19 protein-coding genes and 1 CRISPR repeat array are annotated in these 20,129 nt (G+C 42.7%); of the genes, 3 read left to right on the forward strand and 16 right to left on the reverse strand.

Features of this window, described 5'->3' with window-relative positions; all coding sequences use genetic code 11:
- Nucleotides 1-86: 86 nt before the first annotated feature.
- The 6 genes from ECA01S_RS06600 to ECA01S_RS06625 form a co-directional block, all read right to left on the reverse strand.
- Nucleotides 87-1,034 carry a DHH family phosphoesterase gene (locus tag ECA01S_RS06600; protein WP_067392929.1) on the reverse strand — a complete coding sequence of 316 codons (948 nt, stop codon included), beginning with the start codon at nt 1,032-1,034 and terminating at the stop codon, nt 87-89.
- Nucleotides 1,035-1,048: 14 nt separating this feature from the next.
- Nucleotides 1,049-2,380: a DRTGG domain-containing protein gene (locus ECA01S_RS06605; RefSeq protein ID WP_067392932.1), complete on the reverse strand. Its 1,332-nt coding sequence runs from the start codon at nt 2,378-2,380 to the stop codon at nt 1,049-1,051.
- Between the two features lie 12 nt (nt 2,381-2,392).
- Nucleotides 2,393-3,076, reverse strand: coding sequence for a metal-dependent hydrolase (locus tag ECA01S_RS06610; protein WP_067392935.1), 684 nt, complete (start codon nt 3,074-3,076; stop codon nt 2,393-2,395).
- Between the two features lie 111 nt (nt 3,077-3,187).
- Complete coding sequence (locus ECA01S_RS06615) at nt 3,188-4,621, reverse strand: MFS transporter (protein WP_067392938.1); 1,434 nt, start codon at nt 4,619-4,621, stop codon at nt 3,188-3,190.
- A gap of 92 nt (nt 4,622-4,713) precedes the next feature.
- Nucleotides 4,714-6,393 carry a ribonuclease J gene (locus tag ECA01S_RS06620; protein ID WP_067393197.1) on the reverse strand — a complete coding sequence of 560 codons (1,680 nt, stop codon included), beginning with the start codon at nt 6,391-6,393 and terminating at the stop codon, nt 4,714-4,716.
- 61 nt (nt 6,394-6,454) lie between these two features.
- Nucleotides 6,455-7,513: an aspartate-semialdehyde dehydrogenase gene (locus tag ECA01S_RS06625; RefSeq protein ID WP_067392940.1), complete on the reverse strand. Its 1,059-nt coding sequence runs from the start codon at nt 7,511-7,513 to the stop codon at nt 6,455-6,457.
- A 243-nt stretch (nt 7,514-7,756) separates the two neighbouring features.
- Between ECA01S_RS06625 and ECA01S_RS06630 the strand changes: the two genes are divergently transcribed.
- Nucleotides 7,757-8,212, forward strand: a complete 456-nt coding sequence (locus ECA01S_RS06630) for an S-ribosylhomocysteine lyase (protein ID WP_067392942.1) — start codon at nt 7,757-7,759, stop codon at nt 8,210-8,212.
- 46 nt (nt 8,213-8,258) lie between these two features.
- Here ECA01S_RS06630 and ECA01S_RS06635 read toward each other — a convergent pair whose 3' ends face one another.
- The 6 genes from ECA01S_RS06635 to ECA01S_RS06660 form a co-directional block, all read right to left on the reverse strand.
- Entirely contained in the window at nt 8,259-9,173 is a 915-nt protein-coding gene (locus ECA01S_RS06635; RefSeq protein ID WP_067392944.1) for a mechanosensitive ion channel family protein, read from the reverse strand.
- 111 nt (nt 9,174-9,284) lie between these two features.
- A complete protein-coding gene (locus ECA01S_RS06640) occupies nt 9,285-9,560 on the reverse strand; it encodes a CsbD family protein (RefSeq protein ID WP_067392946.1) in 276 nt (91 codons plus the stop codon).
- Nucleotides 9,561-9,629: 69 nt separating this feature from the next.
- Nucleotides 9,630-10,229, reverse strand: coding sequence for an alpha/beta hydrolase (locus ECA01S_RS06645; protein ID WP_067392948.1), 600 nt, complete (start codon nt 10,227-10,229; stop codon nt 9,630-9,632).
- Entirely contained in the window at nt 10,230-11,183 is a 954-nt protein-coding gene (locus ECA01S_RS06650) for a VOC family protein (RefSeq protein ID WP_067392951.1), read from the reverse strand. It abuts the gene before it with no gap.
- A 139-nt stretch (nt 11,184-11,322) separates the two neighbouring features.
- Nucleotides 11,323-12,192, reverse strand: a complete 870-nt coding sequence (locus ECA01S_RS06655) for an ROK family protein (RefSeq protein ID WP_067392954.1) — start codon at nt 12,190-12,192, stop codon at nt 11,323-11,325.
- Between the two features lie 8 nt (nt 12,193-12,200).
- Nucleotides 12,201-13,226 (reverse strand): aldose epimerase family protein, encoded by a 1,026-nt coding sequence (locus ECA01S_RS06660; RefSeq protein WP_067392957.1) that lies wholly within the window; start codon nt 13,224-13,226, stop codon nt 12,201-12,203.
- 193 nt (nt 13,227-13,419) lie between these two features.
- Between ECA01S_RS06660 and ECA01S_RS06665 the strand changes: the two genes are divergently transcribed.
- Complete coding sequence (locus tag ECA01S_RS06665) at nt 13,420-15,189, forward strand: glycerophosphoryl diester phosphodiesterase membrane domain-containing protein (protein WP_067392960.1); 1,770 nt, start codon at nt 13,420-13,422, stop codon at nt 15,187-15,189.
- A 45-nt stretch (nt 15,190-15,234) separates the two neighbouring features.
- Here the strand turns inward: ECA01S_RS06665 and ECA01S_RS06670 are convergent, their stop codons facing one another.
- Both ECA01S_RS06670 and ECA01S_RS06675 read right to left on the reverse strand, forming a co-directional pair.
- Entirely contained in the window at nt 15,235-15,705 is a 471-nt protein-coding gene (locus ECA01S_RS06670) for a glutathione peroxidase (RefSeq protein WP_067392963.1), read from the reverse strand.
- Nucleotides 15,706-15,796: 91 nt separating this feature from the next.
- On the reverse strand, nt 15,797-16,114 hold the full coding sequence (locus tag ECA01S_RS06675) for a hypothetical protein (RefSeq protein ID WP_067392965.1): 318 nt from the start codon (nt 16,112-16,114) through the stop codon (nt 15,797-15,799).
- A 188-nt stretch (nt 16,115-16,302) separates the two neighbouring features.
- Between ECA01S_RS06675 and ECA01S_RS06680 the strand changes: the two genes are divergently transcribed.
- Complete coding sequence (locus tag ECA01S_RS06680) at nt 16,303-16,938, forward strand: TIGR00341 family protein (RefSeq protein ID WP_067392968.1); 636 nt, start codon at nt 16,303-16,305, stop codon at nt 16,936-16,938.
- 106 nt (nt 16,939-17,044) lie between these two features.
- Nucleotides 17,045-18,729: a CRISPR direct-repeat array (repeat unit 36 nt; unit sequence GTTTTACCGTTACTGATTTCTTGAGAGTACAAAAAC).
- Between the two features lie 40 nt (nt 18,730-18,769).
- On the opposite strand, the gene csn2-St is transcribed toward ECA01S_RS06680, so the two are convergent.
- The gene (csn2-St, locus tag ECA01S_RS06685) at nt 18,770-19,816 is read right to left on the reverse strand and encodes a CRISPR-associated protein Csn2-St (RefSeq protein ID WP_067392972.1); all 1,047 of its coding nucleotides are present in this window, start codon (nt 19,814-19,816) and stop codon (nt 18,770-18,772) included.
- On the reverse strand, nt 19,816-20,124 hold the full coding sequence (cas2, locus tag ECA01S_RS06690) for a CRISPR-associated endonuclease Cas2 (RefSeq protein ID WP_067393200.1): 309 nt from the start codon (nt 20,122-20,124) through the stop codon (nt 19,816-19,818). Before cas2 ends, csn2-St begins: the two co-directional genes overlap by 1 nt.
- Nucleotides 20,125-20,129: the final 5 nt, after the last annotated feature.

Below are 20,129 nucleotides of genomic sequence, written 5' to 3' on the forward strand. Positions count from 1 at the left end.
CCCGATTCTCGCTCACTTGAAAAGGTGTCTTTTCTGAGCCTCTTACCACACGCAAAAGACCGTCTTGTGAAAGACGGTCTCTTAACTCATTTTTGATAATCCGCACACAGTGCTTGAATTTCTTGGTAAATTGTTTCAACTTCCGCCAAATCACGGGCATTGGCCCCGCTAGCTAGTGGGTGACCGCCGCCATGATGTTTTTTAGCCAGCTCATTGATAACTGGCCCTTTGGAACGCAAGCGCACGCGGTAATACCCTTCAGGCTGTTGCACAAAAATGCCCCAGGCTAAAGCTGAGTCAATCACGCCTGGCAGGCTGACAATCGCTGCCGTTTGTGAATCCACGATGCCATATTCTTGCAAAAGACTCTGTGGCAAGATTACGCGAGCCGCCCCGTTAGGATCAATCTCTAAGTTTTGGTAGACATAGCCGGCTAGCCGTGCAACACTCATAGGAATTTGTTCCAATTCACGGTTCAGCTTGGCACTGTCAAACTCATAGCGTAAAAGTTGCGCTGCCACTTCTAGCGTATGAGGTGTCGTAGCGGGGTATAAAAAGCGGCCAGTATCGCCAACGATGCCGGCATATAAGAGGCGTGCGGCTGCATCGTTTAAGCTTAGCTCTGAAAAAGTCAACGCAAAGGTGGCGATCATTTCACTACAACTGCTTGCCTGCGTATCGACCCAAACAAGATCCCCGTAAGGCTCGTCGTTAGGATGATGATCGATTTTGATCAGCTTGGCGCCTTGATCATAGCGGTCATCACTGATACGCGGAGAATTAGCAGTATCGGTGACAATCACCAAAGCACCCGCATAGACTTCATTTGGTACATCCTGCATAGTAGCTAAATAATCCAGCCCTTCAACCGGGCCGCCTACTTGATAAATCTGCTTTTCGGGGAAAGAGTGGCGTAAAAGTTCTGCCAGTCCCACTTGTGAGCCAATAGCATCTGGATCAGGTCGCTTGTGACGGTGGATCACAATTGTCTCATAGTCTTTGATTGTTGCGAGTATTTCTTCTAAAACCGTCATTCTTCTCTACCTTTCTAGGTCCGTTCCATTACTTGGCAGGTTACAATGGCTTTGCCAACGATGGTATTCTCCCAGTATACTTCGATATCGAGCTTGGCAGAACGCCGCCCAATTTCCAAGACCCGAGGACGGATATCCAGTTCACTTTCTAATTGAATCAAGCGCAAATAATGCAAGTTAACCTGTTCAATCAACACATTGCGCCGCTGATTCAAGACCATCGTCCGTTGTGCCACATTGGCGATAATTTCACTTAAAACACCAAAGGAAATCGTCCCCACACTGTTGACCATTTGCGGTGTGACATCAAATCGGAAATTAGGTGTTTCCAAGCGGTTTCCGTTCTTGTCTTCATCTACGGTCAAGATTTCACCGCTGATTTGGTCACTGATAGTGTCCGCAATCTGTGGTTGCCGCTGTACTAACTGCATCGCCTTCATAACATCTTGTCTAGACACAATGCCCTGCAAGGCATAATCATCTTCAATTACCGGCATGACTTCCAGCCCGTCCCAAATCATTTGGTGACTCACACTAGCTACGCTCATGCTTTTCTTCACAACATTGGGATCTCGAGTCATTACCTTATCAATCATGACCTGCTCGCCTTTACCTAAGACGTCTTTTGCCGTCAGCATCCCAATCAACCGCATATTTTTATTGACGATTGGAAAGCGGGAGTGACCCGTTTCTGCGGATAATTTTTGATAATCTGCAATCGTATCCGTTGCTAAGAGGTAATTTGTTTTTTCTAGCGGCGTATAGATGTCCCCCACTAGCATAATATCCTTTTTAATTAATTGATCACTTAAGGCGCGGTTGATCATCGTTGCGACAGTAAACGTATCGTAAGTGGTACGTAAAACCGGCAATTCTAACCGATCGGCTAGTTGCGCAATGCCTTGGGTGGTATCAAAGCCCCCAGTGATTAAGACCGCTGCGCCATTTTCCAACGCTAGCTTTTGCACCCCTTCACGGTTACCAACAATCATCAAGGAGCCTGGCGTAATGTAACGCAACATGGCATCTTCCGTCATCGCACCAATCACAAATTTATTCAGAACTTTGTCTAAACCTGACTGTCCACCAAGCACGTCGCCTTCAATAATCCGCACAACTTCGCCAAAGGTCAGTTTTTCAATATGTTTCTTTAATTTTCGTTCAATGCGAATCGTACCGACCCGCTGAATCGTCGAGACCATCCCTAAGTTCTCGGCATCCTTGATGGCACGGTAAGCAGTACCTTCACTGACGTTGAGATTTTTGGCGATGCTACGGACAGAGATCCGGTCTCCCACCGGTAAAGATTCGATATAATCAAGTATTTGATCGTGTTTCGTTGCCATAATATCCCCCAACTAGTTCAATGTAAGTCGTTCTCCCGGTGCCATTACTTGTCCTTGACCTGCCGGTAATAACGCGGCAAAAGCGTGGGGATCTTGTTGGATCACGGGAAATGTATTGTAATGGATTGGTACTACCTGTTTCGCTTTTAAGCGTTTTGCTGCACGAACCGCCTCTTCAGGTCCCATTGTAAAATTGTCGCCAATCGGCAAAAAGGCCACATCAATGTCATAGGCTTCGCCAAACAGGGCCATATCGCCAAAGGCAGACGTATCGCCAGCATGATAAAGTGTTTTTCCTTCAGCCATCAATAAAAAACCACTTGGTTCGCCCATATAAAGCGTCTGACCTTGATACTCATAACTAGAGCTGTGTTGGGCATGGACAAGTTTCAACACACCAAAAGGAAAGGTATGCTTGCCGCCAATATTCATGCCATGACCTTTCAAACCTAAGCTCTTAGCAAAGTCAGTAATTTCTGCCACACTAATAATCGTTGCATCATTGGCTTTGGCAATCGCCGCCATGTCACCAATATGATCATTGTGTCCGTGGGTAATGACAATCCAATCAACTTTGACCTCTTCCGGTGCTACATCTGCTAGAGGATTATCTGCTAAAAATGGATCTACAATCAAGCGTTGTCCATCTGAAAAAACAACTTCAATACATGAATGTCCATGATAAATCACTTCCATACTCGCCAAACTCCCTTCTCTATGTAAACCGCTTTTATCAAAAGTATAACAGTTTTCCGTTTATTTTGATACAGAAAAGAACGAATCTCAAAACAGATCCGTTCTTCGTGATTAATTTCGTTGTTTACGGACGCTCAAGTAGCGGTAAGTCGTTAAAAGCAACGCACCAACACATAAGAGGAACGAGCCAAAGAAGGTGACCCGCATCCCAAAGATAAAGATATCCGGACGATCTTGAATAAAGGTGGTCACATGTTGCCCGTAAGCCGCACTCATAGCGTGATAAAGAATCGTTGTCGCTAGGGCTACCCCTGCGACCATCCCAAAATTACGCGCAAAGGAATTTAAACTGCCAGCCATCCCTAGGTTTTCCTTGTCCACACTGCTCATCACCGTTGTATTGTTTGGCGATTGGAACAAGGCGTTGCCAATCCCCATTAAGCCTGTGGCAATCACGTAATAAAAGAGCGGCGTTGTCAGTCCCATAAACATATACATTAAGGAAGTAATGGACAACAGGACTAGCCCCGCCACAGTTAAAATTTCAGGGCCCACCTTGTCAGTCAAATAGCCACTGATAGGTGAAAAGATAACCATTAGAAATGGAAAGACCATCATCAAAAGGCCAGAATAACTAGCGGACAGCTGTAAGCCATTTTGTAAGTAAAAAGGAATCACCACATTAACAAAAAAGTTAGAGGCAAAAATCATCACCGCCGTCATCAAACTAATAGTAAATAACCGATTTTTGAAAATTTTAAAGGCAATCAGTGGTGCCGCTTGTTTCTTTTCTACCATGATAAAAGCCACCAGACTCACCAAAGCTACTAGAAAACCTAGCACTGGTGTCAACTCTAGGAAGCCGACTTCCTGACCTAAGAAAACGGCCATAAAGAAACTACTAATAAAAAGCGCAAATAGTGCAAAACCTGGGAAATCGATTTTTTGCTTGGATTTCAACAGATCTTTTGGCAGGAATTTTTCACCAATCAAAATGGTAATAATCCCCACGGGAACGTTGATCCAAAATATGTAGGACCAAGAAAAATGGGCTAACAGTAAGCCGCCAATACCTGGTCCGGCAATGGAGCCTAATGATACAAAGGCCCCAATAGAGCCTAAGGCACGACCACGTTCAGATAAAGGAAACACTTCGGTAGCGATTCCTGAATTGGTGGCCATCGTCATGGCTGCACCGATTCCTTGAATCACGCGGGCAAATAACAGAAAGCCTAATGAATGGGGAATCCCACAAAGAAACGAACCTAGTGTAAAAATCAGCGTACCAATGCGATACACTTTGATCTTGCCAAAGCTGTCACCAATCTTACCAAATAGCAATAAGAAGGCACAGACCGCGATCAAATAAATCGACACCACCCACTCAGCCTGATTCATCGGTACCGCTAAGTCTTTTGAAATAGTAGGTAGCGCAATATTCACGATACTAGAATCTAAGGTCGACATAAAAGCAAACATGGCCACTGAAACGAGGATCCACCAACGATTTTTCTGTACGATAGGATCATCTTGATAACTATTCATTTTTTCACATCCTTTACAAAATAAGCAGTCTTAGTGTAGCATTTTTTCCGCAAAAAGGGTCTGTCACACTCTCGTGATAACAGACCTTTTGCTTATTTTTGACGACGACGTTGTGAGGTTTCCATGATAACTGGCAAAATCACGGGACGACGTTTTGTTTGTTCAAACAAGTAGCGACTCAACTGCTCGCGAATGTCTTGTTTTAATTTTGACCATTCAAAGTCGTTGCCGGCTAGTGTTTTTTCAACAACTTCTTCCACAATATGGGCACTTTCTTTAATCAAATCTTTACTGGTTTTAACATAGACAAAACCGCGAGAAGTGATTTGTGCTTTTGCAATGATCTTTTTTTCACGTCGACTGATGGTTACAACAGCGACGAAAATGCCATCTTCGGACAAGATTTTACGGTCGCGCAAGACGATATTGCCAATATCACCCACGCCAATTCCATCAATCATGATATTATCGGCTGGCGTACTACCGGCTACCGACATCTTGCCTTTTTTGTATTCTAAAATGTCGCCACGACCAGTAATGAAGATATCTTTATAAGGAATCCCTAGCTCATGAGCGATATCCGCATGAGCCGCTAATTGCCGATATTCCCCTTGAATTGGGACGACAAATTTAGGCTGCAGCATGTTAAGTAAAAGCTGTAAGTCAGCTGGGTTCGCGTGACCTGAAACCCGCAGGTTATCCGAGATTTGTTTAACAGTTCCCCCCGCACGGTACACGATATCTTCTGTTTTTGCAACAGTCGTTTCCATCGCCGTGGTTGGTGTTGTCGTAATATACACCAAGTCGCCTTCTTTAATGCTAACAGAGCGATGTTTGCCGGTTGCCATTCGTTGTAAGGACTTGATAGGTTCACCCATTCGGCCCGTTTCCAACACTAAAATCTCTTCATCAGGATATTTTTTCATTTCTTTTGTGGTGATTAGTAAGTCTTCACTTGGTAATTTGATTTTTTCTAAACGCATCGCTGTCCGAATGATACGTTCCAAATCTTGGCCGGTCAAGACAACTTTACGGCCCGCCACATGAGCGGCATCTAAAACTTGCTGCACCCGTTGCAAGTTGCTAGCAACAGAGGCAACGATAATACGCCCTTCCCAATATTGAATCGTATCTAATACTTCTTCAGCAATTTGCTTTTCCGAAGCGATTTGGGCAGGATTTTCTGCGTTAGAAGAATCACTCAACAGTGCCAAAACACCCTCTTTGCCAATTTCAGCGATTCGGCCAAAGTCCGTACGATACATTGGAACGGCACTTGGGTCAATCTTGAAATCACCCGTGTAAACGATACTGCCTTCTTTGGTTTTCACCACGATTCCTAATGAATCAGGGATGGAATGGGTCGTTTTAAAGAAACTAACAGTGGCATTGGTAAAGTCGATTTCCGTATGTTCATCAACTACGTGGAAATCTTTGAATTTAGCCGTTTCTTGATGATTATTCACATTTAATTTCGCTAACTCGATGGTCAATTCAGAACCAAACACAGGGACTTCTAATTCCCCTAGGAAATAAGGAAGCGCCCCAATGGCATCAGCGTGTCCATGGGTTAAAAAGATACCAGCCACTCGGTCACGATTTTCTAACAAATAACTGAAATCAGGAATCACGACATCAATTCCTAACAATTCATTTTCCGGATATTTTAATCCGCAATCTAAAATGAAAATTTCATCTTCCACTTCTGCGATGTACATATTTTTTCCGTGTTCACGGACACCGCCAAGTGGGATGATTTTAATACTACTCAACATAGTCACCTCTTCTATTATACTTTGCTTTTGCTTCTTAGGTACACGTACAAATTTTCTATCAGTTAATGCGGACTAAGTCTAATTTATGCAAACTTTCCGCGATTTGAACAGAATTCCAGGCAGCACCCTTCAATAAATTGTCAGCTACAACCCACATATGAAAGCCATTTTCTACGTCGACATCTTGGCGAACGCGTCCCACAAAGGTATCTTTTTGATCCACAGCAAATAATGCTTGGGGATAGCTTTGCTGACTAGGATCATCTACTAAGGTTACCCCTGGTGCTTGTGCCAAAAGACTTTGCACGTCAGCCACCGTTGCCCCTGATTCTACTGTTTCCAAATAAACCGACTCAGAATGGCCAGTCAAGACTGGAATGCGAACACAAGTGGCTACTACTGAGAGCGCCGTGTCAGCCATAATTTTTTTGGTTTCATTGATCATTTTCCACTCTTCATAAGTATAGCCATCTTCAGCAAACAAATCGATTTGTGGTAAGGCATTGAAGGCGATGGGATAATGTTTTTTATCGCCGCCACTAGGTAAGATAGCTGCCGAAAGTTCGGTTGCTGGCGTCCCATCCAAAAAGGTCTGTGCCTGCTCTTTCAACTCCGTCATTGCTTTCGCACCCGCCCCGCTGACAGCCTGATAAGTGGACACGATGATTCGACGCAAGCCATAAGCTTGGCGAATCGGTTCCAGCGCCACCACCATTTGTATAGTGGAACAATTGGGGTTAGCAATGATTCCTTGATGCTGCCGCAACGCTTTCTCATTCACTTCTGGCACTACTAGTGGTACCGTTGGATCCATTCGAAAATGACTCGTATTGTCGATCACCACGGCGCCTCTTTTAACGGCTTCCGGTGCGAATGCTTCTGAAATAGAGCCACCAGCACTGAAAAGAGCAATATCGACACCTTCAAAAGAAGCCGGCACCAGCTCTTCAATCACTAGCTCGGCCCCACGAAAAGTACGGACTTGCCCTGCTGAACGTTTAGATGCCAATAGTTTCAAGGAGGCAATCGGCAATGTCGTGGTTTCCAACATTTCGATCATCTTTGTTCCTACCGCGCCTGTCGCGCCAACCACTGCAACATGATAGCCATTTTTCATACGTGTATTCCTCCTAGGTCCGAAAACCTCGCCTCTTCATTTTACCATAGTTCACCTAAAAATACGGCAAATCCCACGATGAAATGCTCTGGGAAAAGTTTTTCTGCTGGTTCTTTGTGTATTTGACCTATTTTACTGTATTTTTCTGAAAAGGAAAAGAATTTTATCAGTGTCCTTCACCGCCTCTTGACGTGGCGCGCTGGCTCTTGTTATAGTGGAGCGAAAATACAAGGAGGAATCATCTTGGCAAAAGTAGAAAGTTTTCAATTAGACCATAATTTAGTCAAAGCACCTTATGTGCGGCAGGCAGGCCGTGAGGAACATCAGGGCGCAGTCGTTCAAAAATATGATTTGCGGTTTTTACAGCCCAATCAAGAAGCTATGCCCACTGCAGCACTGCACACTTTAGAACACCTATTAGCAACTTATTTACGGGATGAACTGTCTGGTATCATTGATATTTCACCTATGGGTTGTCGGACTGGTTTCTATATGATCATGTGGGATGGCGCCACTCCTGAAGCAGTTCGCGATGCCCTAGTAACCGTGTTAGAGAAAGTCACGACTACCGAAGTTGTACCGGCCGTTTCCGCAAAGGAATGTGGCAATTACCGCGACCATTCGCTATTCTCAGCTCAAGAATATGCTCGCCAAGTCTTGGCAAAGGGCATCAGCAGCGATCCCTTCGAACGCAAATAAAAATGGCGTTTCCCTCCAATTGGCTCCATGCCACTGTGGGGAAACGTCATTTTCTTATGCGTAATTGATCCAAAGCCAATTGAATCGCTGATTCTTTTTGAAAGGCTTGAATCATCTCCTGCTCCAACTGGGTTCTGACCGTCGAGCCATCTTTATAAAAGACCATGTAACGTACTTTTACAATGACCCCTAAAGGATCACTGGCTACTAAGGTCACCGGCTGAGGATTCCCGTCAAATAAAGGAAATTGGGCCGATTCCCGCGCAAAATCTACCGGTTCAGAAAAAGTCGTCGTCTTCAAGCCTGCTGTATAACGCTGGGCTACGTCAGCCATGATAGCTAGCGCTCGGTCGATATCACTCTCATACGTCAAGGTGTACTGAATCTCATTCCAAATAAAATGGGTCCGTTCAGTATAATTATAGATAGCCTCTTCAAAAATTAGCTTATTAGGCAGTTTAACCGTCCGACCAGTAGGCGACTCTGCATCAAACCAGTTGGCCAACTCCATTACCGTAAAAAACATCGGTTTGATTTCAATCACTTCACCCTTGATTCCGTCCACTTCAATTCGGTCATAGATCCGAAAGTGGTGCCGACTGACAATAAAAAACCACCCCGCCAAGTTGATAATCAAATTTTTAATTGATAAACTTGCCAAAAGCAAAAAGCCCATCACAATCAGTAAAAATGAATCTAATGCATTAAACCAAACAATCAAAATCGCCACTACTAATACGGCCCGCAGTACATTGTGTAATACCAGGTAAAGTACGCGGTCCCGCTTCATATCTTTTGCGCTACGGATAAAAATCTTTTTCAGGCCCCACTGGCACAAAAGAAAGAGCAGCCCTAATAACACGGTTACCATGATTTTTCCGGAAAAACTGCCGGAATCAGTGACACTATGCTGCATTTCCGTGAGCATTTCTTCTAAAAATGAGCCTAACTCTTGATCCATGCGGCCCCTCCTTCCACGAAAGAAAAAAGCCCGCTGTCAGCAGGCTGTCCCTTTAGCATAACAGTTAACCTGCATGCCAAACGGGACAACTGCTAATCAGCGGCCACATCATTATTTTTTAAATTTTTTCTTTACATCATCAAAGGCATCTTTAATTTTATCACCAGCGTGATCAGCACCTTCTTTGATATCATGACCGGCTTTTTCAGCGCCTTCTTTCACGTCATCGCCAAAATCACGGGCTTTTGATTTCACATCTGCAAAAGCAGATTGCGCTTTGCCTTCTGCTTCTTTACTCTTGTCGTCCGTTACTTTGCCGACACCTGCTTTTGTTTCACCAACTACTTTATCTTTCGCATCTTCTGCGCGACCTTTTACATCTGCCATTTCTAATTCCTCCTTTAGTTTTCTACATAAAGGATAGCATTTCTTAGAATTATTGACAAAAGATAGCCTTTACAGCAAAGCCAACCAGGTTTTTGCTTGGGTGATTTCTGGCATCACGACTTGATGGCCTTGAGACGTTTGGGTCACCTGAACCTCAGCCCCGCGTCCTTCCAGCTGCTTCACTAGGGTATTAAAGCTTTCCGGTGAAACGATGGGGTCCCCTTCACCAAAAGAAGCCCAGATTTTTTTATCTGACAGATCAAACTTTTGACTATCCACCCCTAATGACATGGGATGGAAAAACAAGCCATATCGTAAATCCGTTTCCCGTTCTAATAATAAATGAGCCGCAATATTGGCGCCATTAGAATAGCCCACTAAGACCCAGTCCTCTAAGGGAATGCCTTGGGCCGCACTTTGTTCTTCAATGGCCGCCAAGAGTTTGTCGGTTTCTGCTTCTAAGCTTTCGATGTTGAACTGGTTCAACCCATCGCGTTTAAAGAAACGATTCATCCCGTCTTCTTCGATTTCACCACGGAAAGACAGAATCGTACAAGCACCATCTAAAAACCGTGCGATATCCACTAACGAATGCTCGTCGCCGCCTGTTCCATGCAGCAGTAATAATTTTTTGCCATTGGCTTCGCCCGTTTCAAATAAATGTTTCATTTATTCATCTCCTAACTGCAAAGGTCTGATCATCCGTTCAACAAATTCCCGTTGTTCTTCTAAAAAGGGTGGCAATTTCAAGGTAGTGCCACTTGTTTCGTAAGGCTCATCCACGAAAAAGCCAGGTCCATCAGTACTTAACTCCAACATAATACCTGGTGAAGCACCAAAATAGGCGGATTTGAAATACAAACGATCGACGGGATCGGTTACCTGAATCTCAAAATGACGAATCCGCTCAATCCAAAAGTCTAAGGATTCCTCGTCGTCTACCCGTAAAGCTATATGGTGAATACTGCCATAACCAGACTCGCCCGTCTCTTCATCCGATTCCTCCACGATTAAGCTGGCACCATTGCCGCCTTCATCCACTTCGTAATAGAGATAGTTTCCTTCTTGGGCTGTCATTTCAAATGCTAAAACATCCCGCAAGACTAGATCTAATAAGCGACCATCTGCTACTTTCATAATCACCGGACCTAGTCCAATAATGCCATATTCTGGTGGAACTGGTGATTCGGCCCACGGACGACCACCGGCTTCGCCAGCATCCCATTCGTCTGAAATCAATAAGTATTCGGCCCCATCGCCATCTTCAAATGGCAAAACCTTCTTACCGAAAAAGAGATACGGTGCCGCCGTCACGATGCCTAATTCAGTAAAGCGCTCCTGCCAAAAATCGATTGCTTCGTCAGAACGCACCCGAAAGGTGGCCATGCGTACTTGATTGTTGCCTAAAACCGCTGGACCTTGGTCTGGAAAATCAAAAAAGTCGATATCAGTGCCTGGTGTACCAATATCATCGGCAAAATAAAGATGATAGGTTTGAATATCATCGTAATTCAAGGTTCGCTTAATCAAACGTAGTCCTAAAATCTCCGTAAAAAAACGATAAGCTGTTTCCGCACGGCTTGTCATCCCTGTTACATGATGGATTCCTCTAATTTCATACATCGTTATCCCTCCATACAGCTTACATTTAGTAAGTATCTTATCATATCCGCCACTGCCTTCAAAATAGTCTGCTTTCTTCTATTTTACCGTATTCTCAACAAAAAAGAATGGATGAGGTTTCCCTCTCCATTCTCGTGGTTTAACTATGCAAAGCGGTTTCCCGTGCTAGCGCTAGACAACCAATAGTACCAGGGTTGTCTGCCAAAGCAGGAGCCACTAGATACTGTTCCAAAGGCGGTGTTTTGACGTAGCCTTGCAACAACTCGCTAAAGGCCGTGCGAATCATTGGTAATAATTGTGGTTGCTTCATAACACCACCACCTAAAACAATCACATCTGGTGCTAACATTAAAGTGGTATTGTAACAGCATTGCGCAATGTAATAAGCCTCCATCGCCCAAATTGGATCATCAGCAGCTAAATCTTGCCCTTTCGTGCCACTACGACCTTCCAAAGCAGGACCAGCTGCCATGCCCTCTAAACAATCGTGATGGAAAGGACAACTGCCGGCAAAGGTATCTTCAGGATGTCTTCTCACCAACATATGTCCCATTTCCGGATGGCTAAAGCCCTCCACAAAGCGACCTTCCTGCAAAGCACCGCCACCAACGCCTGTGCCAATCGTATAATAGACCACACTCGTCCGGCCGACACCTGCGCCTGCCACATATTCTCCATAGGCCGCAGCGTTGACATCAGTGGTCCAAGCTAACGGCAATGGAAAATGCTGCTTCATCGTACCAACAAAATCATAATTCTGCCAAGCTAATTTAGGGGTCGAGGTAATATAGCCATAAGTTGGCGAGTCACGATGGACATCAATTGGTCCAAACGAACCAATACCAATCGCCGCTAGTTCATATTGTTGGAAAAACGCAATGACTTGCGCCATGGTTTCCTCAGGTGTTGTGGTAGGAAAGCTAACTCTTTCTAAAATAGTCAATTCTTCATCGCCCACCGCACAAACAAATTTTGTGCCGCCAGCCTCAATACTGCCATATAGTTTCATAAATTGCCTCACTTCGTTACAATTTTAAAAGTAGTTTGGGTGTGGAAATCTGCGGCTGGTCGTAAAATCACTTCTCCCAGTCCGTCCATTTCCAAAGCCCCTGGTGGCACTTGTGTTTCTAGCGTTACACCACCGTGATTGCCGATTTTAGTCCCACGCATTGGCACGCCTTCCTCGCCAAAGTTAGCCGTAAAAATCACGACTGACGGCAAATCGGTAGTCATTTCAATCGCCACCGCTGCGTCTGGACTGGTTAGAATTGCTTGCGGACCCGCACCCGTTAACAAGAAGGGATGATCTAAACCAGACACGATTTTGTTTTGCGGATGTTCAGACGTAAAGACCTGCTCCAAAGGACGACCAGCTCGAAAATCAAAGGGCGTCGCCGTGACATCCACCAGATTTCCTGTTGGTAAAACGGCACTATCAATCTCAATAAAGCGATCTGCCGCTAATTTCAAGGTATGTTCCCCTACAGACTGACCAGGATCTCCCAGTAAATTAAAGTAAACATGGTTAGTAGGATTGTATAAAGTAGCTTGATCCGTTTCGGCAAAATAATCAATAATCCAGCGATTGTCAGCCGTCAAGGTGTAACGGACACTTATGGATAGATTACCCGGAAAGCCTTCATCACCATCTGGACTTACTAGTGTAAAGGTAACCGTTGCCGCCTCATCATTTAAATCCGCTTCACTTTCCCACAGACGTTTATCAAAGCCATTACCGCCATGGAGATTATTGCCATTTTCTGGATCTACTGGCAGTTGGTATTCCGTTTCATCAATGACAAACTGCCCTTTGCGAATCCGCCCCGCCACGCGACCAATGGAAGCGCCGATGTAAGGATCTTTGTCCGCATATTCTTCAGCTGAATCAAAGCCCAACACCAATTCTCGGCTGACACCATTCACCGGTGCTTTCAAGGAAACGATGCGCGCGCCATAATCGCTAATCGCCAATTCGATACCGTTTTCATTTTTCAAGACGAATAGCGTTGCCTCTTTACCAAAAGGTTTCTCAATCAATTGCATACTTTCACCTCATCTGATTTTTTCAACAGCTATATTGTACCATTATTCTGAAAAAGAACGACGTTTTTTTGGAATCTTTATCGGCTATCTCACATTTAAGACGGCCGACAATTACCTTTAGTTGACAAAGACTTTTGTTAAATGGTCTAATTTTTTTAACAGATGTTTTTACCAACTAGAAAGGAAGATTTCTATGAATCATTCCATCCGTGCCAGTACCAAAGAATTTCGACAACATTGGGGCAGTTATGTGCTCCTGCTATTGACCATGAACCTTGCCTTGGAATGGCTGGTCATCCCGCTCCTTCGTTGGCTGACTGAGCAAGTATTAAAACTGGGGAACATTCCTTATCTCACCATTACAAATTTACCGGAAGTTTTAGGTCATCCCTTGGTAGCACTGGGACTTTTAGCAGTGGTATTACTACTATTATTAGCCCTTTACTGGCAGTTCTCTTTTCTACTCTCTGGCATCGCCTTGATCAAACAAGAAGGTAGCTTGAAGCCCCTCACCTTGATTCGCTTCTGCTTAAGCCAAATGCGCCAACTGCCTCTTCGTACCTTTGGTTATTTCTTGATTTATGGCTTTTTAATTCTGCCTTTTGCCAATTTCTTTTTTCAAAGTGTCCTGCTGTCGAAAATCAAGATTCCTGATTTTGTCGTAGATTTTCTAAGTGCTAACCCCCTCTATTTCGTGCTAATTATGCTGTTCTTTTTGCTAATGTTATACGTGGGGCTCCGATCCTTATACTTTTTGCCCAATTTGATTCTTCAAAAGTTACCCGCAAAAACAGCCTTTCAGGAAAGTTGGCAGCGGACTAAGGGACATTCACTGAAATTATTTTTCCGCTTATTTTGGTTGAATTTTTTAACCGTCCTCTTCACCCTAGTGATCGTCTTTGGCCTGTACTTACTCCAGCTTGGCTTAGATCAGCTACCCAGCTATTGGCCATTAGTGGGGGCAACCTTAAACTTAGGCGTAATGGAAGTTGCCACCCAACTCATTACTCTGTGGGCGATGGTGGTTTTCTTCCAGCTGATTATGCCGGACTTGTCACTCCCAGCAATGCCCGCCGCCAAAGCCCGTCGCCTGCCAACGCGAATTTTAGCCATCAGTGTCATTGCAGTTTTGGGCATTGCCGTCATGATTTACAACGCCCTTTTTTTGACCGGTGCTTTGACCAGTTTTCCTTTAACAATTTCACACCGGGGGGTTAACGGTGCAAATGGCGTTCAGAATACGATTCCGGCGATGGCTGAAACCATCAAAGCGAAACCTGATTACATTGAAATGGATATTCATGAAACCAAAGACCAACAATTTGTCGTGATGCACGATGAAAATCTTGAAGCACTAGCTGGCGTCAATAAAGCGCCGCATCAACTGACCCTAGCCGAATTGACCAAACTTACCGTTCACGAAAATGGTCATGAAGCCAAAATCGCTAGCTTTGATGATTACTTAGCTTACGCCAATCAGCATCATCAAAAACTGCTAATTGAAATTAAAACGACTAAAATGGATTCGCCCAAGATGCTCCAGCATTTTATTGAACGCTATCAAGCAACGATTTTAGCGCATCAGCACCGCATCCATTCCTTAGACTATCAGGTCGTGACTGGCTTAAAAGAGCAAGCGCCTGAGCTATTCGTTAGTTTTATCCTACCGTATAATTTTGTCTATCCCCAAACGCCCGCTAACGCGTATACTATGGAACAGACTACTTTAGACAGCGATTTTATTGACAAAGCCCATCAGGCTCAAAAAGAGGTTTATATCTGGACCGTCAATGATAGCACAACAATGGACAATCTCTTCTTCATGGATGTTGATGGCATCATCACCGATGACCTCTCGACATTAAAAGACGAAATCAAAACTTATCAAAACAGTCCTTCTTATGCGGACCGACTTTTGCTCTATGTGACACAGCTGACTAGCCTGCGGAACCAAGAAAACTAATCAAAAAGCGTTGTCGACCCTTTTAACTAGTCGACAACGCCTTTTTTATAAATAATTCGCCACAACGGCTTCAATCTTTTCCGGTGTCGTGGCAGAACCAAACCGTTTCACCACATTCCCTTCACGATCCACTAAAAACTTGGTGAAGTTCCACTTGATGGCTTCTCCTAAACCCTTTTTCTCTGCCTTTAAGTACTTATACAACGGATCCGCCGTTTCACCATTCACATCTACCTTACCAAAGGTTTGAAAGGTGGTGTCATAGTGGAGCTGGCAAAATTCTTGAATCTCCTGATTACTGCCGGGCGCTTGATTCCCAAATTGATTACAAGGGAAATCCAACACCTCAAACCCCTGTTCCTTAAACTTGCGGTACATCTGCTCCAAGCCTTCATATTGCGGCGTAAAGCCACAGCCAGTTGCGGTATTCACAATCAGCAACACCTTACCTTGATAGTCTTTCAATGCGACCGGCTGCCCCGTAGCATCCTTCACAGTAAAATCATAGATTGACATAGGAATCCTCCTCTTGACGGAACTTTATTAGTCTAAAAAGTATAGCATAGAACGAACTTATCCGCTAAAAAGCGGCTTTGAGAAACAGCTTTTATGGTTGCTTTGGCATATGCTTTGGTGCCGTTTTGTTAAGCAGTAGTCCCAAAAGGCTAACTACAAGCAAGAGTACCGTTAAACCAGCCATGATGGAAAATGAGTACCCAGCAGTAACCAAATACGCATCACTTAAGTAGCCCCAAATAAGGCCTAATAAAACAAGAGCCAAACCATTGACCGCACCTATTGAATAAAATATTAGCGACTGGATCTTCGGTTTGCCACCAACAGGATTGATGAAAATCAAGACCATCACTAAAAGCTGAGACAATAGCGGCGCCGCAGTTAGTAAGATTAGGATTGTATTTAACATGAGGACCTCCCTTTGAAAGCTTGTTGTTTTGATGTTAATTATACCCCACTGCTACAATCAAGAACAGCTGTCCTAGCTTTTCAAGCCAGCTTGTCTAGTAGTGCAACGTAAATTATTTTTCTATCCGATTATCTTTCGCTATACTTGAATTAAGGAATTTTCTAAAAAAACAGGTAGAGGTGATGGTGATGACTAATGAACATCAAAATAAACAATTTATACGCGCAAATTCTTTAAAGAAGCATATTTCAGACAATCTTGTCTTAGACTGGTCCGACTTTATGATCCTCTTTTGTGCCATCGTCATCGCCAGTGTGGGCTTAGCAGAAGAAAACTCTCCCATCATTGTTGGGTCAATGCTGATTTCACCTTTGATGGATCCTCTTTTAGGCATCGGTTATGGTGGTGTGCTTCGCAACAAAAAACTTTTTCTCAAAGGTTGTCTATTATTATTTTTACAAATCGTCGTGGCAATTATTGCCTCTACAATCTACTTTTTGCTTGCGCCAGACGCCACCGTGAACCAAGCTATTCTTGACCGTACCTCTTTATCTATCGGCATTGCCATCGTAGCTTTCTTTGGTGGACTAGCAGCCATCATTGGTTCTGCGAAAAAAGATTCCGGCAATATTTTACCTGGCGTCGCCATTGCCGCCTCACTTATGCCGCCCTTAGCCACCATTGGCTTTGGGATCGCCACACAATCCTCAGCTATTTTCAGCGGTTCCCTGATTCTTTTTCTTGCAAATGTCTGCTTAATTATTCTCGGAGCCGGACTCGGAACAATTCCGATTGCACTAATACAGAAGGCAGAACGAAAATAGAAAACAGGCCTCCCGCGACAATTTGTAGTCTTTGGGAGGCCTGTTTTTAATACTGTTTTCTTGAGAGTACAAAAACTGCTCAGACGAGGGAGCAAATAACCTTGTTGTTTTACCATTACTGATTTCTTGAGAGTACAAAAACACACCAAAGAACCAATGGAAGCCACCGAGAGTTTTACCGTTACTGATTTCTTGAGAGTACAAAAACCCTACTGTTGACATTCGTCTGTCTATGCGCGTTTTACCGTTACTGATTTCTTGAGAGTACAAAAACAGGTCAAGTAATGCAGTTCTATGATTTTGGGTTTTACCGTTACTGATTTCTTGAGAGTACAAAAACTACTTGCCTAGAGTAACTTCTCTAACAGCAGTTTTACCGTTACTGATTTCTTGAGAGTACAAAAACCTTTGCCTGTGTAACCGTGTTGTAACTTTTGTTTTACCGTTACTGATTTCTTGAGAGTACAAAAACCTGTGGTCACAGCTGTAGGGACCTATTACGGTTTTACCGTTACTGATTTCTTGAGAGTACAAAAACCTGCGGAACTTATTCGCCAACTAGAAAAAAGTTTTACCGTTACTGATTTCTTGAGAGTACAAAAACATTACCTAGAAATTGACGGGAATTATCACCGTTTTACCGTTACTGATTTCTTGAGAGTACAAAAACCGCCAATTGTTTTGATCGGTACACAAGTTTGTTTTACCGTTACTGATTTCTTGAGAGTACAAAAACGGCTGTTGAGCTGTCTGAAATGTTGGGCGTGTTTTACCGTTACTGATTTCTTGAGAGTACAAAAACAGTACAAGAAAAATAAGATGGTGGCGGACGGTTTTACCGTTACTGATTTCTTGAGAGTACAAAAACAAATCAAATTTAGGATGCAATTGTTTTAAGGTTTTACCGTTACTGATTTCTTGAGAGTACAAAAACGGATGGTTTTTTATTTGAGACGGAATTTGAGTTTTACCGTTACTGATTTCTTGAGAGTACAAAAACAATTAACACTACGGAGCGAAATATCTTTAAGTTTTACCGTTACTGATTTCTTGAGAGTACAAAAACAGGGAACGTGTACGACACGCTCTATGAACGGTTTTACCGTTACTGATTTCTTGAGAGTACAAAAACGGATACTCTTGTAGATCCGTCTGACGTTGAGTTTTACCGTTACTGATTTCTTGAGAGTACAAAAACACGTGGTGATAGGTGCTATCAACTATCATAGTTTTACCGTTACTGATTTCTTGAGAGTACAAAAACCCAATACCTTGAACAATTTTCACAACTAAAGTTTTACCGTTACTGATTTCTTGAGAGTACAAAAACCGTACCTTACAAGAGTCTATGGCGACTGGAGTTTTACCGTTACTGATTTCTTGAGAGTACAAAAACTCCCATTCACTGCGGCATTGTAAGCATCTGGTTTTACCGTTACTGATTTCTTGAGAGTACAAAAACAATGGTGTGTTGCGGTAAAATGTAAACTGGGTTTTACCGTTACTGATTTCTTGAGAGTACAAAAACGGCTTGCTATTTTGCTTGGGCTTGTCTGTGTTTTACCGTTACTGATTTCTTGAGAGTACAAAAACAACTACACTACGTCAGATAGTTTACAAGCTGTTTTACCGTTACTGATTTCTTGAGAGTACAAAAACCCGATACTAATGATGAAAAACCGTTTTTTGGTTTTACCGTTACTGATTTCTTGAGAGTACAAAAACCCCACGAACCGTTAGCTTGCGAATTGCGATGTTTTACCGTTACTGATTTCTTGAGAGTACAAAAACCTCAAATGGACGTCTCCAATCCGAAATTTTCGTTTTTCCGTTAGTTTACTAAAAATTTGTGTTCCAAAATTGATAATGCACGTTCTAAATCCGTACATTTCACAGTGGAAGCGCAATTCAAAAGTTGACTAACTACTTTTAATAATACCATATCTTGATTTTTTAGATACACTTCTTGCATATCAGATTGATAACCTACATATGGAAAAATTCGGTATAAAGATTGAATTATTTGTCTATTATCCATACATAATTCATCTGGATAATAACGAGCTAATGAATCACAAAAGTTCTCGAAATCAGGTAATTGTTGATAACGTTCATAAAGAAGAACCGTGTTTGAAATATCTTCATATTCATAAGAAAGCTCCAGATAATCATCACTCATAATAAAGATATGGAGCAGACTTGTATCATCCGAAACCTTTCTTAACTTACAAATAAATTTTGATAGAATTTTTTTCGAGATAAATGCGTTAGGATTATTGATCCATAACCAATGATTTTTTTGAGTTCTTAGAATTTCTTCTTTAATAAGTGTGCAATAATCATCAATTAGTTTTTCAATATCCATCATCTCAACAGGAAAGTCGGTATTATCTTCATAGAAACTTAATTGTAAAAAATGTTTTACCATCTCTTGATAACTAGCCGGCTTTACATTAGGAATGACATGTACTAAATTTTTAGAAAAACTGTCTTGTAGCTCTATCTCCAATTGTATGAAACTATCGTTTAACTTTTCGATTTGACGATTGATTTCAAAACTATCCTCCATTTTATCAATATATTTTTGAATTAAGCTACCTTTGGTATAGCGATACTGTTCAAGAAAGCTTTCTCGGCAGTCCAAAAAATAAATTGGTAGATCTTTTGCTTTCATTTTTTTGTCATTACACTTTATCACAATTCCGTCATCGCCATAAACATTTTCTTCAAGATCAGAAAGACTTTTCCCAGTTGAAAACCGCTTTAAACCACGATACAATTTCCATTTTATTTCATGATTAGCACCTAAAATGAAAGTATAGTTTTCACCTTCAAATTCAAGATAATTTCCCCGCTCGTACTCAATTGCAATCTCCATTAAATCACCACCAATTTTTGATTTCCGATAATCTGTTCTTGATGTCCCTTTGTCCCAACCAAAAGTTGCATCTCTTCAAATTGTTTTTCACTAACGTATAACAATCTAACCTCTCCCGTTCGAGGAATCATCCGTTTTAAGATTGTTTCATATTTCTTTCCAGCAGATCGATTTGGCACGATTCGATAGTATATGGAGTATTGCAGCATTACAAAACCATTAGCTAGTAATTCTTTCCGAAACATTCTATAAGCTCGCTGCTCTTTTTTTGTTTCCATTGGTAAATCAAACATACATAAAATTCTCATTTGCT

Source organism: Enterococcus canis NBRC 100695 (assembly GCF_001544375.1).
Lineage (GTDB): Bacteria > Bacillota > Bacilli > Lactobacillales > Enterococcaceae > Enterococcus_H > Enterococcus_H canis.

Coding starts and splice junctions, on each gene's coding strand:
- ECA01S_RS06670 (WP_067392963.1), bottom strand. CDS start 15,705: ATGTCAATCTATGATTTTACTGTGAAGGATGCTACGGGGCAGCCGGTC.
- ECA01S_RS06635 (WP_067392944.1), bottom strand. CDS start 9,173: ATGGATCAAGAGTTAGGCTCATTTTTAGAAGAAATGCTCACGGAAATG.
- ECA01S_RS06650 (WP_067392951.1), bottom strand. CDS start 11,183: ATGTATGAAATTAGAGGAATCCATCATGTAACAGGGATGACAAGCCGT.
- csn2-St (WP_067392972.1), bottom strand. CDS start 19,816: ATGGAGATTGCAATTGAGTACGAGCGGGGAAATTATCTTGAATTTGAA.
- ECA01S_RS06660 (WP_067392957.1), bottom strand. CDS start 13,226: ATGCAATTGATTGAGAAACCTTTTGGTAAAGAGGCAACGCTATTCGTC.
- ECA01S_RS06615 (WP_067392938.1), bottom strand. CDS start 4,621: ATGAATAGTTATCAAGATGATCCTATCGTACAGAAAAATCGTTGGTGG.
- ECA01S_RS06655 (WP_067392954.1), bottom strand. CDS start 12,192: ATGAAACTATATGGCAGTATTGAGGCTGGCGGCACAAAATTTGTTTGT.
- ECA01S_RS06640 (WP_067392946.1), bottom strand. CDS start 9,560: ATGGCAGATGTAAAAGGTCGCGCAGAAGATGCGAAAGATAAAGTAGTT.
- ECA01S_RS06645 (WP_067392948.1), bottom strand. CDS start 10,229: ATGAAACATTTATTTGAAACGGGCGAAGCCAATGGCAAAAAATTATTA.
- ECA01S_RS06600 (WP_067392929.1), bottom strand. CDS start 1,034: ATGACGGTTTTAGAAGAAATACTCGCAACAATCAAAGACTATGAGACA.
- ECA01S_RS06610 (WP_067392935.1), bottom strand. CDS start 3,076: ATGGAAGTGATTTATCATGGACATTCATGTATTGAAGTTGTTTTTTCA.
- ECA01S_RS06665 (WP_067392960.1), top strand. CDS start 13,420: ATGAATCATTCCATCCGTGCCAGTACCAAAGAATTTCGACAACATTGG.
- ECA01S_RS06680 (WP_067392968.1), top strand. CDS start 16,303: ATGACTAATGAACATCAAAATAAACAATTTATACGCGCAAATTCTTTA.
- cas2 (WP_067393200.1), bottom strand. CDS start 20,124: ATGAGAATTTTATGTATGTTTGATTTACCAATGGAAACAAAAAAAGAG.
- ECA01S_RS06605 (WP_067392932.1), bottom strand. CDS start 2,380: ATGGCAACGAAACACGATCAAATACTTGATTATATCGAATCTTTACCG.
- ECA01S_RS06675 (WP_067392965.1), bottom strand. CDS start 16,114: ATGTTAAATACAATCCTAATCTTACTAACTGCGGCGCCGCTATTGTCT.
- ECA01S_RS06625 (WP_067392940.1), bottom strand. CDS start 7,513: ATGAAAAATGGCTATCATGTTGCAGTGGTTGGCGCGACAGGCGCGGTA.